At 61.2% G+C, this 15703-nt stretch carries 13 protein-coding genes; 5 read left to right on the forward strand and 8 right to left on the reverse strand.

The genetic code is table 11. From position 1 onward, the window contains the following. Positions 1 to 233: 233 nt before the first annotated feature. From VGN12_28430 to VGN12_28445, 4 genes are all read right to left on the reverse strand, one after another. Positions 234 to 563, reverse strand: coding sequence for a DUF971 domain-containing protein (locus tag VGN12_28430; protein HEY4313411.1), 330 nt, complete (start codon positions 561 to 563; stop codon positions 234 to 236). Positions 564 to 818: 255 nt separating this feature from the next. Next, entirely contained in the window at positions 819 to 2081 is a 1263-nt protein-coding gene (locus VGN12_28435; GenBank protein ID HEY4313412.1) for a cysteine desulfurase-like protein, read from the reverse strand. After that, positions 2078 to 2881, reverse strand: a complete 804-nt coding sequence (locus VGN12_28440) for a putative hydro-lyase (GenBank protein ID HEY4313413.1) — start codon at positions 2879 to 2881, stop codon at positions 2078 to 2080. The genes VGN12_28435 and VGN12_28440 overlap by 4 nt, the downstream gene beginning before the upstream one ends. Then, on the reverse strand, positions 2878 to 4152 hold the full coding sequence (locus VGN12_28445; GenBank protein HEY4313414.1) for an AMP-binding protein: 1275 nt from the start codon (positions 4150 to 4152) through the stop codon (positions 2878 to 2880). Before VGN12_28445 ends, VGN12_28440 begins: the two co-directional genes overlap by 4 nt. A 134-nt stretch (positions 4153 to 4286) precedes the next feature. Here VGN12_28445 and VGN12_28450 point away from each other — a divergent pair, with 134 nt between their 5' ends. Further along, positions 4287 to 5693, forward strand: a complete 1407-nt coding sequence (locus tag VGN12_28450) for an MFS transporter (GenBank protein HEY4313415.1) — start codon at positions 4287 to 4289, stop codon at positions 5691 to 5693. 175 nt (positions 5694 to 5868) lie between these two features. Here VGN12_28450 and VGN12_28455 read toward each other — a convergent pair whose 3' ends face one another. From VGN12_28455 to VGN12_28470, 4 genes are all read right to left on the reverse strand, one after another. Continuing rightward, the gene (locus tag VGN12_28455) at positions 5869 to 7410 is read right to left on the reverse strand and encodes a DUF1559 domain-containing protein (GenBank protein ID HEY4313416.1); all 1542 of its coding nucleotides are present in this window, start codon (positions 7408 to 7410) and stop codon (positions 5869 to 5871) included. Positions 7411 to 7420: 10 nt separating this feature from the next. Next, positions 7421 to 8956, reverse strand: a complete 1536-nt coding sequence (locus tag VGN12_28460; protein HEY4313417.1) for a hypothetical protein — start codon at positions 8954 to 8956, stop codon at positions 7421 to 7423. Between the two features lie 105 nt (positions 8957 to 9061). Continuing rightward, complete coding sequence (locus VGN12_28465; protein ID HEY4313418.1) at positions 9062 to 9739, reverse strand: zf-HC2 domain-containing protein; 678 nt, start codon at positions 9737 to 9739, stop codon at positions 9062 to 9064. 4 nt (positions 9740 to 9743) lie between these two features. Next, complete coding sequence (locus VGN12_28470) at positions 9744 to 10310, reverse strand: sigma-70 family RNA polymerase sigma factor (GenBank protein HEY4313419.1); 567 nt, start codon at positions 10308 to 10310, stop codon at positions 9744 to 9746. 787 nt (positions 10311 to 11097) lie between these two features. On the opposite strand from VGN12_28470, the gene VGN12_28475 reads away from it, so the two are divergent. The 4 genes from VGN12_28475 to VGN12_28490 all read left to right on the forward strand — a co-directional run bounded on the left by VGN12_28475 (position 11098) and on the right by VGN12_28490 (position 15579). After that, positions 11098 to 11808 (forward strand): PEP-CTERM sorting domain-containing protein, encoded by a 711-nt coding sequence (locus VGN12_28475; protein HEY4313420.1) that lies wholly within the window; start codon positions 11098 to 11100, stop codon positions 11806 to 11808. Positions 11809 to 12120: 312 nt separating this feature from the next. Further along, complete coding sequence (locus VGN12_28480) at positions 12121 to 13374, forward strand: dipeptidase (GenBank protein ID HEY4313421.1); 1254 nt, start codon at positions 12121 to 12123, stop codon at positions 13372 to 13374. A gap of 178 nt (positions 13375 to 13552) precedes the next feature. Then, positions 13553 to 14503, forward strand: a complete 951-nt coding sequence (locus tag VGN12_28485; protein ID HEY4313422.1) for an ABC transporter ATP-binding protein — start codon at positions 13553 to 13555, stop codon at positions 14501 to 14503. Continuing rightward, positions 14503 to 15579: an ABC transporter permease gene (locus VGN12_28490; protein ID HEY4313423.1), complete on the forward strand. Its 1077-nt coding sequence runs from the start codon at positions 14503 to 14505 to the stop codon at positions 15577 to 15579. The genes VGN12_28485 and VGN12_28490 overlap by 1 nt, the downstream gene beginning before the upstream one ends. Positions 15580 to 15703 lie beyond the last annotated feature (124 nt).

Genomic DNA, 15703 nt, shown 5'->3' on the forward strand with positions numbered 1-15703 from the left:
CGCATTCTCCGTTTCTAAACGGCCCCAGCCGACTGTCAGCGGCCCACTCTTTCCCTTCCGGGCCAGAAGATTCTTGCCACAGAGTTCACCGAGGCCACAGAGAATTCTCTAGGCACAGTTCCCTAACTTTCTCTTGGTGCCATTTCGCGTTTTTCGTGGCCACCTCTCCTAGCCATTCGGCACAACACTTCGCGATCCGCACTTTCCCCGATTCATCATTCGTCACTCTGCATTTACTTCCCTTCTGCGGTCTCTTCGCCGAGTTCGCGCAGTAGATCGAACGTGTAGATGCCCGTGTCGTGGCCGTCGCTGAATTGGATCGCATAGGCGTAATTCCCCATCGGCTTCATGCTGGCCAACGTCAAAGGCTTGGCCTCGGCCGGCGAGAGAACATTCAGCGATGTCGCCGGCGGTGGCGGAGCCGCCCGTTTCTCACGGCACGTCGCACACGGGCATTCGTCGCGCAGTTGCCGGACCAGATAACGGCGCGTCACGCCGTCACTCCACTCGATGCGCACGGCACCGTCGGCGAGCAAGGAGAGCTTTGTGGGATGCACAGGCATAGGAAACTCGATGATTGCTTTCCGAAATCGACTTGAAACTGATCGCCGTTTGGCGAGGAAGCTCTAATAGTCACGCTCCCTCACCCTGCCCTATCCCGGAGGGAGAGGGGTTTGTGCGCGGCTCCTCTAACACAGCGGGCATTACGCAAGACGCCCCTTCTTATCCTTCTCCCTTTGGGAGAGGTTAGGCGAGGGTCCCCTTAAAAACATCTAACGAAAAAAAGCGAACACCAAACTCTAACTCGTCCTTCGCATTCAACCGAACTCGGCCAACGCGGCCAGCAGCCGATCAACCTCGCCTGCCGTGTTGTAATGCAACAGGCCAATCCGCACGACCCCCTCGGGCTCGAGGCCCAGCGTCTCGGTCAGCGGCAGGGCGTAGAAGTTGCCGTGCCAGACAAAGATGCCCTGCTCGGCGAGTCGCTCGGCAACATCGTGCGCAGTTCGTTCGGCATGCTTGATGGCTACGGTCGGAACACGCTCGTGCAGTCGCGCGGTGCCGGGGATGCCCCAGACCTCGAAGCGTGGCAGCTCGGCCAGTCCGGATAGCAGGCGCGCGGCGAGTTGCGTTTCGTACTCTGTGATCGCCGCGAAGGCGGTCGTTAGCGCAGCACGTCGTGCCGCGCGCGTAGGGTCGGCGGTGCGGCCGAGATCGGCCAGGTATTCCACCGCGGCCAGTGCACCAGCAATCCCTTCGTGGCTCTGCGTGCCGGTCATCCAGCGATCCGGCAGCATGTCGCCGGCTGGACGAAGCTTGTAGGCCGGCAGCGATTCAAGCAATTCGCGCCGTCCCCACAGCACCCCGACGTGCGGGCCAAAGAATTTATAGGCCGAGCAAGCCAGGAAGTCGCAACCCCAGGCATCGACTTCGATCAAGCGATGCGGTGCGTAATGAACGGCATCGAGGAAGACGAGCGCGCCGGCTTCGTGCGCCAGCGCAACGATCTCGGACACCGGATTCACTGTGCCCACGGCGTTCGACGCACAGCCTACGGCCACCAGGCGCGTGCGGGGCGAGAGGAGCGAACGAAATTCATCAAGGTCCAGCGTGCAGTCGTCGCGTCGCACGCCGATATGACGCACGATCACACCGGCATCGCGCGCGGCGAGCACCCAAGGTGTGACATTGGCGTCGTGATCCAGCCGGCTAACGATGATTTCGTCTCCCAATTTCCACGTGCGGGCCAGGGCGCGGCTGAGCGCGAATGTCAGCGTGGTCATATTCGCGCCAAAAGCCACGAGCGATGGATCGCCCGAGCCCAACAGGTCGGTCATCGCCTCGCGGGCCGCGGTAAGCAGGGCATCGCTTTCCCGGCTCGTGGCGAACAGTCCGCCATGATTAGCGTTGCACTCAATCAAGTAGCGGGAGATGGCGTCGATCACGCGCTGCGGCACCTGGCTGCCAGCCGGTCCGTCGAAAAACACAGCCGGTTGACCTGCGATTTCGCGCGCGAGCGCCGGGAATTGACGACGGCAAGCGGCCACATCCAGCGGCGCGAGCTTGCCTTCCGATTTCACATTTTGCAAAACGCTTCCTCCTTCCAATCCGTGACGAACATGTGGCCAGGGCTGTGCGTGATCGCGATCTCGGGCGCGGCGGCCAGCAGCGCCAGTTGTGGCGTAACACCGCACGCCCAAAAGACGGGAATCTCATCCTCGTGAATCGTGACGGCGTCGCCGAAATCGGGGCGCGCCACATCCGTGATACCCAGCGCGGCCGGATCCCCCACGTGCAGCGGGGCACCGTGCATCGTCGGGTAACGGCTCGTGATCTCGATGACTTGTTCGATTTGCTCGGCGCGATAGGGGCGCATGCTGACGACCATCGGTCCGGCAAACCGGCCCGCCGGCTGACAAGCGATCGCGGTGCGATACATCGGCACATTGCGCCGCTCGTGAATGTGGCGCACCGACAGTCCGGCGGCTTCAAGAGCCGCTTCGAAAGTGAACGAGCAGCCCAGCAGAAAACCAACGAAATCATCACGCCATAGCGAGGTCACCTCAGTGGGTTCGACCGGTTCATGATGCCCGTGACGAAAGATTCGATAGCGCGGCACATCGCGTCGCAGATCGGCGCCAAGGGCGCTTTGCACCGGTTCGGGATTGCCCATCTCGGTCTGCTCCAGCAGCGGACAGGGGCGCTCGTTCAAACGGCAGAACTGGGCGAAGTCGTCCGCATCGCGCGCCGGCAGGATCACGAGATTTGCCTGCACATAACCGCGGGCCAATCCGGCCGTCGGCGTCAAGAGTTTTCCGGCGCGTGCGGCGGCGCGAACTTCGCGCGGATGAGCCGTGGATAAATCGGCGGCAGTGGTCATCGGCGATCGATAAAGCGCGAGCCTTTCCCTTCGAAACGGGGCAGCGAGCCCAGCGGGACCGTGCGGACGTCGATCTTCAATCCCAGCCGTAATTGCAATTCTTCGGCGACGCGTTGCGGCTCGTCCAGATGGTCTTCGATCTCGACCGATAACTGGTCCATCTCGGCAACCTTGAAGGCCGTGACGCGATACTCGGGCACTTCCGGAAAGCTGCGTATGATCTGGTCGAGCGCACTGGAAAAAACATTCACGCCGCGAATGATCATCATGTTGTCAGCGCGTCCTAACACGCCGCCGTCGAGCAGCACAAAGCGGATCGGCCGATCGTGCGGCCAGGTCGGGCACACCAGGTCGCCGGTGCGATAACGAATCACGGGACAGCCGGTGCGGCCGAGCGTCGTGAGCACCAACTCCGACAGTTCCCCGTCGTTCGCTGGACCGCCATGTTCGAGCGATAGGAATTCGGCCAGGAACTGCGTTTCGTTGATATAGAGTCCCGTGGCGGCTTCGTCGGCAAAGCCCCACGGACCGATTTCAGTGGCGCCGGCATGATCGAAGACGTGGGCTTGCCAGGCATCTTCGATCCGACGTCGGACCGCGGGAATCGATCCTCCTGGTTCGCCGGCCAGTATCAGCACGCGGACCGGAAAAGCGCCGACGTCGATTTGCCGCTCGCGCGCGACCTCGGCCAGGTGCAAGGCATAGCTCGGCGTGCAAAAGACGACCGTGGCTTGCGTGCTGCGCAGCATTTCCAACCGAGCGATCGTATTCATGCCTCCGCCTGGAACTACCTGGCAGCCCCGCGCCAGTGTCGCGTCGTGCGCACTCCAAAAACCGACAAACGGTCCGAACGAGAAAGCGAAGAAAGCCACGTCCTCGTGAGTCACTCCGGCCGCGTCGAGGATGTACTGCCAACATTCCATCCACCACGCCCAATCGTCGGCCGTGTCGAGCACAGCCAGTGGCCGGCCGCGCGTGCCCGAGGTGTGGTGATAGCGCACATAGCGCTCGCGCGGCCAGGTAAGATTGGCGGCGTATCCGCCCGAGCCTGGCGGGCCGAGCAATTCGTTCTTGAACGTGAAAGGAAATTCAGCCAGCTCGTCGAGTGACGAAAGCGGCAGCTTCACGTTGGCCACCTTGCCGGCGTAGAAGCCGTTCGCGGGCAGGATCTCGGCCAGCAAGGCGTTCAGCCGCTCAAGCTGGTGCGCCGCCAGTTGCTCTGCGGGAAGAGATTCCAAGCGGCGGCGATCTTCGGGCGAAGCAGGCGACATGTCAAAATCATAGAAGGACCCGCCGCGGGTGACCAGCGGTTGCTAAGCGGGCCCGGACTAGGGTAAGGTTGCACACGCCCGGCTCACTACCACCGTTAACTATTGCTCTGCCGCTCCGCTCGAAAATCCACGCCATGTCCGCGCCCCCACGCAAGTCCGCGCTGTTGATCATCTTCCTGACGGTCTTTATCGACCTGTTGGGTTTCGGCATGGTGTTGCCGCTGTTGCCGATCTATGGCGAACACTTCGCCGAGATGCATGGCTTCAGCGAGCAGCAAACCGGCCTGATCGTGGGACTGCTGATGTCCAGCTTTTCGGCGATGCAGTTTTTGTTTCTGCCGATCTGGGGGCGTTTGAGCGATCGTTTCGGCCGACGGCCGGTCGTGATCCTTGGACTGGCTGGCTCGACGTTCTTCTATGCGATGTTCGGATTGGCTACGGCCTGGCGCAGCCTGGCAGGGTTGTTCATCACGCGCATCGGGGCAGGCATCGCCGGCGCCACGATCTCGACCGCGCAGGCCTACATCGCGGATTGCACTGGCAGGCACGAGCGTGCCAAAGGAATGGCACTAATCGGTGCGGCCTTCGCGCTCGGCTTCACTGTGGGGCCGGTACTTGGCGGAGCGGCACTGTTGGCCGGAGGCGAAGCGGCCACGAGCCCCTGGCCCGGCTTTCTGGCCGCGGGCCTATCCGGCGCGGCGCTATTGCTGGCGATCTTTCGCCTGCCGGAATCACTCACGCACGACAGCGAAAGCGCGGGACGCACGCTGTTCGATCGGCGCGGATTACGGGCCGCGCTCTCAAGACCGTCGATCGGCCTGCTGCTCGTGGCCTCGTTCGTAGCGGTGTTTTCGTTCGCGAATTTCGAATCGACGCTGTCGCTGCAAATCAAACAATTGGTGGGGAATGAACGTGACGGCGGTTTCGTCGAGCACATGAAAGATGCGCTCGAACCACTGCCAGACGCCACGGCCGAGACTTCATCGGCGCCAGTGCGCTCGGCGGCGCTTGTGCGAATTCTCGCCTTGGGAAAAAGCCTGGGCTATCGGGACGCCGACAAGCTGACGCTGTTTGTCGTGTTGGCAACGTTCACGTACTTGGGAGTCATTCTGACGCTGGCCCAGGGATTCTTGGTGCGCCGGCTCTCGGGACGCTTGTCCGAAGGGGCGATGGCCACCGGCGGCGCCGTAACGGCCATGGCCGGCTTCGTACTGCTAGCCTTCGCGGCGCAGCGTAACGACTTTACGCTGCTCATCGAGGCCATGGCCCTCGAGGTCATAGGCTTTGCCTTTGTGAACCCATCGCTGCAATCGTTGCTTTCGCGGCGGACCGACCCGCGCGAGCAAGGGAGCATCCTCGGACTGGGTCAAAGCATGACGTCGTTGGCCCGCATCATGGGGCCGGTGTTCGGCGTCAGCCTGTTCGCACGAAGCCGCGACTTTCCCTACTGGGCCGCCACGGGGCTGATGGCCGTAGGGCTGGTGATGATCGTCGCCGCGGCCCGGGGCGGCCGTGATTTCGCCGACACGGGCGAAGGATGAATCGCAAACTATGTTGCATACTGTAGCTGGCCTCTGCGAGGCCGGTCTTCTGCTTTGCTCCTAACCGCCGCTCTACCGCTCCGGGGCCGCAGACCCCGGCTACAAAGGAAGATCGCGCACGACGCACCGCCGACATGCACAACGGCGGGCGCCGCACGCGACGTCTCGCGCCTCGCTACGGTAGCGGTTCGAGCACTTCACCGTCGTTGGCCTTAAAGAGTCGGCCCAGGTTCTTCACGTCTGTTTTGTCCGAGACCAAACGCACACTACCGTCGCAAACCGCGACGTAGAAACCGTGTAGCGCCGGGTTGACCAGCCCACGCATCGGATCGGTCAGATCGATTTCAATATCGTCGGGCTTGGTCCAGATCACGGCGTGATCGTCATCAGCTTCGACCACGGCAACCGTATTGCTAGTTCCATCGGTGATTTCCTTCAGCTGCAACGTCTCTTTACCGGCGAAGACCCCCTTCTCGACCACCGGAACCATGTACGTCGTGCGACCAGCCGGGGCGGACGATAGCGGGCTGCGCAGCGTCTCGGGCATACGTTCGATCAGTTTGCGGTTGTGCTCACTGTCCCACGGCTCGTCGAGGTGGAATTCCTTGTAAAGCTTGGCTTGATCCAGGTACGGTAAGATATGCACGCGCCAGCTCAATAGCGGCTTGCCGTCGGCCGTGTAAGTGGCGCGCGGCGGAAAGGACTGAGGCTTTGCCGCGTCCAGATAGTTGAACATCCCCAGCATGATCTGCTTGAGGTTGTTCATCGAACGCGATCTGCCTGCTTGCAGCCGGGCCGCATCCACCGGCGGCGCCATTAGTGCCGCTAGCGCGGTGAGACTTCCCATTTTAAATGTGAGGCGATCCCCCGCAACGGTCGGTTTGAATTGCTCGACAAGGCCTCCGAATTTGGGCATCGCTTGTTGTACGGCTCCAAACTGGCTGATCGCTTTCAAAATCTGCACGAGACTGACTTCGAACGCCTGGGCCGCCTCGGCATTGGCGGATTGAACCACCAGCCGGGCATCGAGCTTCTTCGGAGCGAGATCGATTCCTAACGCGGCCCACTGCATCCCCTGCGTCAGCACGCGGCTGGCTGCGCCGCCAAGTTCAGCCGGAAGGACAGGCATGATCTCTTCGATGATGCGTCGAGTTTGAGCCGAGGGAATCAGCAGGATCTGCACCGTCCGCCCTTCGATGGATGCAAAGGGGGCCGAAAGATCGGGGCGCTCAGCGTTGAGGAGGTCGAGACCACTTCGGCTAACAAGCGGCGGACCGATCAAGACGTAATCATCCTCGCCGCGCACATCACTCCTTTGACGTGGCGCCGCTGAGTCACTCCCCTTGAGATTAAGGGGACCATAAGTCACGAATCCGTCCAATCCCGGCAGTTGGTCGATACTGACGATGAAAAACAGGTCGCGTGCTCCGTCGCGAGCATATCGCGTCGCGAGCTCGACGAACTTTTCTTGTTGCGCGTTCCATAAGTCTCCGTCTGGGGCTAATTGCAACAATCCGGCCACCTGCTTCATACCTTCGGCGGGCTGCAATTCAGTAAGATCAACGTGTACGACGATCAACGTCCTTTCGTCGGTGTGCCCCCACAGCGTTTCCACCAGGCGCGCGACTTCGGTCTTGGCGGCGACCGCAAGCGCGGGAGAGCCAAGCCCTGTGACTGCCAGGGCCAAAGCGCAAAGGGGATAGAGAAAACGTCGCATGGAATGCTCCTTATTTAGGGCTCGACGCGCGGAAGGGGATGATCTTGATTTCGTAATGCAGACCAAAATGTTCCGGACTTTTACCGTTGAACGCCTCGCTGGTGAGCTTGCCCGTAGTGCCCGACAATGAATAAGCGAAGGGCTGTCCGGTCGACGGGTCGTGAGGAACCGGCACTTCTTTGACATTTTTCAACGCGGCGGGCAGCTTGTGGCCATGCTTCGAGGCGTGAATGCGGAGCGCCTCGACCGCTGTGTGGGCCGCCACCATGCGCTCGATGCGCACCTCGGCCCACGCTGCTGATTGCGCCGCCCCGATGAGCCACACGAAGGGGTACCCTTCGAATCCTTTCTCGGCCGACTTCAACAGGTCGGTCGTCCCCTGCGCGGCCGGTCGCTCCCACTGCGACACGTAATACCATTTGAAAACGTCATCGCGCACGCTCCGATAATCCGTCATCATTCCCCACAGGACGACCTGCGCGATAGGCAACTTCTCGACCTCTTCGGCCGGATGGCCGGCGACAATCATCAAGCTCTTCGCGCGCGGGTAAGCTCGCAGGGCGATCGCCGTTGCCAGCACCTCTGGGGGCCAAACGCTCTGCTCCGGATGGTCGTCGAGCAGATTTTTGCTGACCGCCGCCACATGCACGAGTTGCTCACGCCACTCGTCGGCGGAGTATTGCGCTGTGTCGAAATCTCGCAGCTTGGGAAAGGCAAAATCGATCCAGCATTGCTCTTGTTCCATGCCCAGGCGCAGCGAGACGAGCGGCTGCGGCAATGTGGTTAAGGCCCAGTAAAGATTGGGGGCGGCCGGTGATCGTATAAATTCGGCCACCTCGCTCATCATGAGGTTGGCGATCGCCATTCCCACTAATCCGCTGACCAGCGTAGGCTGTTCAGCGACATGCCGAGCCATGGCGAAACCGGTCTGCAGCGAGTGGATGGCAGCGTCGTGCTTACCGTCGAGGATTTCCAGACGGATGCGCAGCACGAGCAGTCGGGCAACCTGTCGCATTCCTTGAGCTTCAGGAAGCAATACCGCCCACGGTTCGTCACCGCGCACCGGCAATTGCCAATCGCACGATTCCATCCGCGCGGCACGATCGGCTTCGGCCAGGCGCCGTTGGTGCATGCGGAGCACTTCTTCGACTTCGGCACGTGGCAACTGATCGGCCGGCAGGTCCATCCAGTCGGCAACCTTGTTGTATTCCTCATAAGCCGCGTTGGACTGCCCGGAGCCGAATTCAATGGCGATCTTCGTGTAGACAATCGCGGCGTTGCCCGGCGTCAAATCTTGAAACGGCGGGAGCAAGCGGTACCGCAGTGCCGGCGAAGGCTCGCCCATCGCCATAACATCAAACTTGACGATCGGTGCCGGCGGCTGATCCTCGGCCCTCGCCACTGTTGAAGCCGACGCAGTGATGGCAACGAGCGCCAACAAGCGCCCGATGTTCGCGTGCCGTCTGACGCCCGAATGGTGTCTTTGAATCTTCACGATGACCTCGTTGGGTAGCAGGTTATTGCTTCCATGGTTGTCAACGGCCATGGGGAATCACGGTTGAACAAGCCAGCGCAACACCTAAGTCCAAAGTTCTCGCTATTCTTCTCTGCTCCGGCCCCGCGGCAGCGGCCGCGTGATTGGTGTGAGCGACTAGCCACGCGGCACGCTGCCATCGACAGGGGTTTCCAAATACTCGCGACGAAGGTCCTGATACGTCTTTTCCGGCGGTGTAAGGCCGGACGACTTGCTCGCCGGGTGGGCGTACCGCAGCGCTTTCGCCTGGGCGGCCGAAAGTGGGCGGGGCAGACCGGCGCTCGCGACCATGGAATACGTCTCGCCACTTAAGTAGGCGTCGATATCGGCATCGCGACTTGCACGGTTGCCGCGCTCCTCGCCAGGCGCATCGTTGTCGGCCAAGGACGCGGGAGCCACGTCCACCGGCAAGGTGTCGGGGGCGGGCACAAACCGTACGGGTGGCTTTGTCCATGCGACCACCAGCCGGCCCGGTTCGAGCGTGATGTTGAAAAACCGCAGCGACATTGCCAACAACAAGACGGCCGCGATCGCCGCAACGCTAACACCAACGCGCCGCACTGAGCGGCTGTGACGTTCGCGTGCCGCCACGCGCAGGCAAACCGCGGCCAGGTCGAGCTGTGACTGACGCACCGGAGCCTGATCGAGCAGATCACGGGTGCGCTCAAGCGACGCGAGTTCCGCGCGGCAGTCCGCGCACTCGGCCAGATGCTGCCGGCAGGCGGCGGCTTCGCCAACGTCCAGCTCGTCATAGATCAATAGTGGCAACAGGTCCGAAATGCTTTGGCAACTCATCGTGTTATTCCAAGTCAGTTAGTCCGCGGCGTCGCAATTCGCCGCGCAGTTTCTTCAGGGCCGCTTGCAGGCGCGATTTCACCGTGCCCAGCGGCAGATTGGTGGCCACCGCGATTTCGCTGGAGGACATCCGGCCGAAGTGCTTGAGCACCAGGACTTCACGCAACGATTCGGGCAATTCGGCCAGCGCTCGGGCCACGGTGTCAGCCGTCTCGTCGCGGGCCATCGATTCGGCCGCTGGTGGTGCCGACGACGGAACGTCCTGCGACATCGCCACCACCGACGGACGATGCTGTTGTCGGCGGCGGCTGTCGCGCGCCACATTCAAGGCAATGCGATACATCCAAGTGGAGAACGCGTGGCTGGGCTGGTACCGGTCACGTGCCCGCAGCACGCGGACAAAAACCTCCTGGCACAGATCCTCGACATCGGCCTGCGGACCCAGCAATTGCGAAACCAGTCGGCTGACCGGCCCCTGCCACCGCTCGATCAAGGTCGCAAACGCGGCGGGGTCCCCCTGCCGTGAGCGATCCATCAGCTCGTGGTCGGTGGCGGCGGCCACTTGGTTCATTGCTCGGGTGCCGAAGTCAGGCGTGATCGGATGCGTTTCCCTCTATTACACGCAGCCGGGTCACGAACGGACGAGACAAATTGTGGAAAAACCCGCGTCCGGAAGCGATCGGGCGGAGGACGGAAAGCGGCTTCTGGTCCAATCCCGATCTCGTCCGGATCCGAGCGAGGCTTGCGCAGAATCGCAACTCGGGAATCGCTATTTTTCGACAGCCTCGCTGCCACCGTAAACCACTATCTCTAAATCGGTTACCGCCATGAACCTTGGGGTGAAATGCCTGCTCCCTCCCGGTATTACCGATTTCCGTTGTTTTTTCGTTGACGCAATCGGCCTCGAATCATAGACTGACGAAACGTTGCAGGTGCCACGGGCATTTGCAGGATTCTTTTATTTGGCCCATGGGATAGCTAGTGGAAGCCGGTTCGAGTTACTGATTTTCCGTCAGCGGCTCTGTCAATCGATCGGTTTTCAATTGGCTGTAGGGATTCCCGTGGGTCTTCTCGTTTCTGCGTACCGCTCGGCGATTTCGCCACGGTAACGCGGTCCGAAGACCGGCCAAAGCTTCGAAAGCTTTTGATCGTCGACACCGGCTTCCAAGTTCCGTAAGCGCACCGCGAGTGACGATACGTCGCTCGAAATTGCTTTAAACGTTTTCAAAACAACGCCACGAAACCTCCAGCCGCCAGCGGCAACGATCTCAGGAGTGCTAGTGAACACCGACCCAGTTTCCTCTTGCGAACAACTGGTTCTATCTGAGTTCGGTTTTCATCTAGTGAAAGGCACTCCTGTGAAATTCTCTTTGAAAAAAATTCGTTGCGAAAGAGCGCTGTCGTTGGGCATGGTGGCCCTCGCGCTGACCTTGGCTTTCGGTTTTGCCGCCCATGTCGAAGCGGCCACGATCCCCTTGTTCACCACGGGCGTCGATGGCTCGGGCAACGCATTGGCGGCCGGCGCCGTCGATCCGCACTACTCGCTGTCGGCCAGCGATGACGCGAACTTCCCGATCCCCGATGCACATGTCGTCGGTAACCCTCCGGGAACCTGGGTTGCGAACACGGCGTCCGCCCAATGGATCGCGCCGAATCCGCTGCAGGGTGGCGATTCGCCTCCGACGGGCAATTCGGCTGGCACGTACATTTATGAAATCAAGTTCGATCTCGGACTGGCGCCGACCGCTGAGTCGATCGTCGGCGACTGGGCGGTCAACACGATTGGCCTGATTCTGTTGAACGGCCAATATGTCAATGGCACGACGAACCTGTCGGGCCCTGGCAGCTTGACCAGCTTCTCGATTCCCAGCTCGGCGAACTTCGTCGCCGGAGTAAACACGCTGGACTTTGTGGTCGTGAACGCACTGCAGGGTGCAACTGGCTTGTATGTCGGCGACATCCGCGGCAGCTTCACCCCCGGCATCCCCGAACCGTCGAGCGTTGTGCTGGCAGGCTTGGGCGTGTGCGGACTGCTGGTTCATCGCCTGCGTCGCAGCCGTTCGAAGTAAAGATGATTTAGTTGCGGTGTTCGTCCAGCCGTCATGGTCAAGGCAGGCCACGATACGGCAAGGGCTGGCGAAAGTGTCCGATATATGAGTGCCTTCGAAACCCCACGGGTCACAGCCGTGGGGTTTTTTATTGGTATCGGCCAAGTTGCGGTATGCTGCGAGGTGACGCTTGTCGGGGCGCCGACTTCCGCCGAGAATTGGGCGACGCGCCGCCGTGGCGCAAGCGTCTCCCCACGATTCAGGCCGTGAGCCCGACGATCTTCGTTATCAGGCGGGCGAGCCCGAATTGAACTTCTGCCATCGTGGTAATCGATGAACTGCAAAATCATTGTTGCTATCGTCGCGTTGATAGGAATGATGTCGCTCCCCTTAGCGCTGGCTGTAGAAGATGCCACACAGACGGACAAGGCCGCCGATGCTCGACCAGCCGTTGTATTGACCGACGCCGCCCGCGAGTTGCACCGCAGTGCGCTCGTCGTCGATGGGCACAATGACTTGCCTTGGCAGTTGCGCACCAAGGGGGAATCGGGCTTTACGAAGTTCGATATCGCGCAGCCGCAACCGACGCTCGACACCGATCTGCCGCGATTGAAAAAAGGGGGCGTCGGGGCGCAGTTCTGGTCGGCCTACGCCCCGGTCGAGACGATGCGCACCGGGGAATCAGCCAAGGTCACGCTCGAGCAGATCGACTTGATTCGGCGGATGATCGACCGGTATCCCGACGACCTGGAACTGGCGCTAACGGCCGACGACATCGTGCGCATTCACAAGTCCGGCAAAATCGCCTCGTTGATCGGCGTCGAAGGAGGGCACGCGATCGACAATTCGATCGCTTCGCTGCGTAGGCTCTACGACTTGGGTGCCCGTTACATGACGCTGGCCCATAGCGACTCGCTCGATTGGGTCGACTCGGCCACGGATGTGCCACGCTCGGAAGGGCTCAGCCCTTTCGGCGAAGAAGTCGTCACGACGATGAACGACCTGGGAATGTTGGTCGATATTTCGCATATTTCCGCCGATGCAATGCGCGACGTGCTGCGCGTCAGCCGGGCTCCGGTGATTGCTTCGCATTCATCCGCCTTTGCCGTGGCCGGACACCCGCGCAATGTGCCGGACGATGTCCTACGTGGGCTGCCGAAGAATGGGGGCGTGATCATGGTGAATTTCTTTTCGGGATTCATCGTGCCCGAGCGGGCCGAGCTCGGCGCCCGCACGGTGGCCGAACGTATCGCCCGGCGCCAGAAGGATCCGGCCGAGAAAGACGAAGGGGGCGCGAACGCCATCTTTCGCTCGACGGCCGAGCAGCAAAAACTTTCCCCCGGAAGCGTCCACACGCTGGTGGACCATATCGATCACATCGTCAAGGTGGCCGGCATCGACCACGTGGGCTTGGGATCAGACTATGATGGCGTGACCAAGCTGCCGGCGCAGTTGGAGGATGTCTCGACGTACCCTTACATCACGCAGGAGTTGCTGAACCGCGGCTACAAACCGGACGCGATTCGCAAGGTCCTCGGTGAGAATCTGGTGCGGGCGCTACGGCAGGCCGAGCAGGTCAAGAAATAGGTTGCGCGCAGTAATTCGCGAAAGCGACGATGTCCGCGTGCCATCCCGCGGCCAGAGGGCAGGTAAGATTCTACGGTTTGCAGCGAATCCGTAAGTTACGGGACTCTTCAATCCTCGTCCGCAGGTCTCACGAGAAGAGTGCGGGCGCTCAAGTTCACCAGGATATTTGCAATACATTATGCCGCTTGCTATTCGGGCCAGTGATTTGCGCAAGCGGTACGACGGTCGGCCGCCGGTCGATGCTGTGCGCGGGTTGGATCTATCCGTCGAGGTCGGCGAATGTTTTGGCCTGCTTGGTCCCAACGGCGCTGGCAAGACGACAACCATCGAGATCCTGGAGGGGCTGCTTACCGCCACGAGCGGCGAGGTCGAGATTCTGGGGATGCGTTGGGGGCGCGACGACCAGGCCATCAAACAGCGGATCGGCATCTCGCTGCAAGAGACCAAACTGGCCGAAAAACTGTCCGTGCGTGAAACGCTGGAACTATTTCGCAGCTTTTACGATCAGGGAATCGAGCCCGACGCCGCGATGCGCGAAGTCTCGCTCGAGGAAAAGAGCTCCACGTGGGTCTCTAAGCTCTCGGGCGGGCAGAAGCAGCGGTTGGCCGTGGCCTGTGCGCTGGTCGGCGATCCCGATCTATTGTTTCTTGACGAGCCGACGACAGGACTCGACCCGCAATCGCGCCGCCAACTGTGGGAGATCATCCGCGACTTCGGTCGGCAGGGACGCACCGTGTTATTGACCACGCACTACATGGACGAGGCCGAACGGCTCTGCAACCGCGTGGCGATCGTCAACGCCGGGCAGGTGATCGCGCTCGGCACGCCGCGCGAACTGATCGCCAGCCTGGGAGGCGAGCACGTCGTCGAGTTCGAACTCGCCGGTGATGACCAGACGCTGATCGACCCCGAGTCGTTCCTTGGCCTGCCGACCGTAAGCACCGCGCGGCGCGAGACCAGCCATTACTGCCTGTCAGTCAGCGAACCGCACCTGGCGCTACCGGCTCTGCTGGCGCATCTGACAGAGCGCGGCTTGGCGCTCTCGAATCTGACCACACGGCATGCCAGCTTGGAAGATGTGTTCGTGCATTTGGCGGGTCGACATATCAACGAGGACGACGCATCGTGATGAAGCAAACCGCGACCGCCCAGGCTCGCCCTTGGTTGCGCCGACCGTTAGCTCAGATTGTGCTCTCACGGTTGCGCGAGTTTTATCGCGAGCCAGAGGCCGTCTTCTGGGTCTACGGCTTTCCGCTGTTGATGATCGTGGCCTTGGGCATCGCTTTTCGCAATCAGCCCGAGCGACCGATCGTAGTCGATATCGTCGAAGGTCCGCGGGCCGAAGCCGCGGAAGCGGGACTCGCAAAGAACGAGCGCTTTCAGGTGCGGCGCGACACGCTCGAGGCCTGCCGCGTACGGTTGCGGTTGGGAAAGACCGACCTGGTCGTGATCACCGACGAATCGTCCGAGCCACGCTACGACTATTGGTTCGATCCCGGCCGACCCGAAAGTTCGCTAGCGCGCAGCGCCGTGGACGATGCCTTGCAACGTGCCGCCGGCCGAAGTGATCCGATGCCGACGGGTGACCGCGAAATGACCGACCCCGGCGGACGATATATCGACTTCCTCGTCCCCGGCCTTCTAGGGATGAGCTTAATGGGGGGCGGCATGTGGGGCGTGGGATTCGTCACGGTCGACATGCGTATTCGCAAGCTGCTAAAGCGATTATTGGCCACGCCGATGCGCAAGAGCGAATTCCTGGCCGGCATCATGCTCAGCCGATTGCTGTTCATGATCCCCGAGGTGCTGGTGCTGTTGGTATTCGCAAGAATTGCCTTCGGCGTACGCAACCAGGGAAGCATACTGTCGCTGTTAGTGCTGATCGTACTAGGGGCTTTCAGCTTCGCGGGCATTGGGCTATTGGTCGCCAGCCGGGCGAAGACGGTGGAAGCCGTGAGTGGGTTGATGAACCTGGTGATGCTGCCGATGTGGATGCTGTCGGGCATTTTCTTCTCGCCCGAGCGCTTTCCGAAGATGGCGCAGCCGTTTATTCACGCCCTGCCGCTAACGCAGTTGATCGACGCCACGCGGGGCGTAATGCTGGAAGGAGCATCGCTCGCCTCGCAAGGAGCGAACGTCCTGGCACTAGCGGCCTGGGGCGGCATCTCGTTCGTGCTGGCGCTGCGGCTGTTCCGCTGGAGCTGAGGGCGAGAACCGTCGCAGGCACGAACTCTAAGACCGCACCGGTCGTCCTCAAGCTTTCCCACTTACCTACAAATGGCTCCCAACAATCTCTTCACCGGGATCCCCTCCCCTCTGCCCGTTGAAC

Source organism: Pirellulales bacterium, from assembly GCA_036499395.1.
Taxonomy (GTDB): Bacteria; Planctomycetota; Planctomycetia; order Pirellulales; family JACPPG01; genus JACPPG01.

Bases quoted from the DNA above. Each gene is read 5' to 3' on its own strand.
- VGN12_28455 (HEY4313416.1), bottom strand. From the start codon at position 7,410: ATGCGACGTTTTCTCTATCCCCTTTGCGCTTTGGCCCTGGCAGTCACA.
- VGN12_28465 (HEY4313418.1), bottom strand. From the start codon at position 9,739: ATGAGTTGCCAAAGCATTTCGGACCTGTTGCCACTATTGATCTATGAC.
- VGN12_28480 (HEY4313421.1), top strand. From the start codon at position 12,121: ATGAACTGCAAAATCATTGTTGCTATCGTCGCGTTGATAGGAATGATG.
- VGN12_28460 (HEY4313417.1), bottom strand. From the start codon at position 8,956: ATGGCCGTTGACAACCATGGAAGCAATAACCTGCTACCCAACGAGGTC.
- VGN12_28490 (HEY4313423.1), top strand. From the start codon at position 14,503: ATGAAGCAAACCGCGACCGCCCAGGCTCGCCCTTGGTTGCGCCGACCG.
- VGN12_28450 (HEY4313415.1), top strand. From the start codon at position 4,287: ATGTCCGCGCCCCCACGCAAGTCCGCGCTGTTGATCATCTTCCTGACG.
- VGN12_28430 (HEY4313411.1), bottom strand. From the start codon at position 563: ATGCCTGTGCATCCCACAAAGCTCTCCTTGCTCGCCGACGGTGCCGTG.
- VGN12_28445 (HEY4313414.1), bottom strand. From the start codon at position 4,152: ATGTCGCCTGCTTCGCCCGAAGATCGCCGCCGCTTGGAATCTCTTCCC.
- VGN12_28470 (HEY4313419.1), bottom strand. From the start codon at position 10,310: ATGAACCAAGTGGCCGCCGCCACCGACCACGAGCTGATGGATCGCTCA.
- VGN12_28440 (HEY4313413.1), bottom strand. From the start codon at position 2,881: ATGACCACTGCCGCCGATTTATCCACGGCTCATCCGCGCGAAGTTCGC.
- VGN12_28485 (HEY4313422.1), top strand. From the start codon at position 13,553: ATGCCGCTTGCTATTCGGGCCAGTGATTTGCGCAAGCGGTACGACGGT.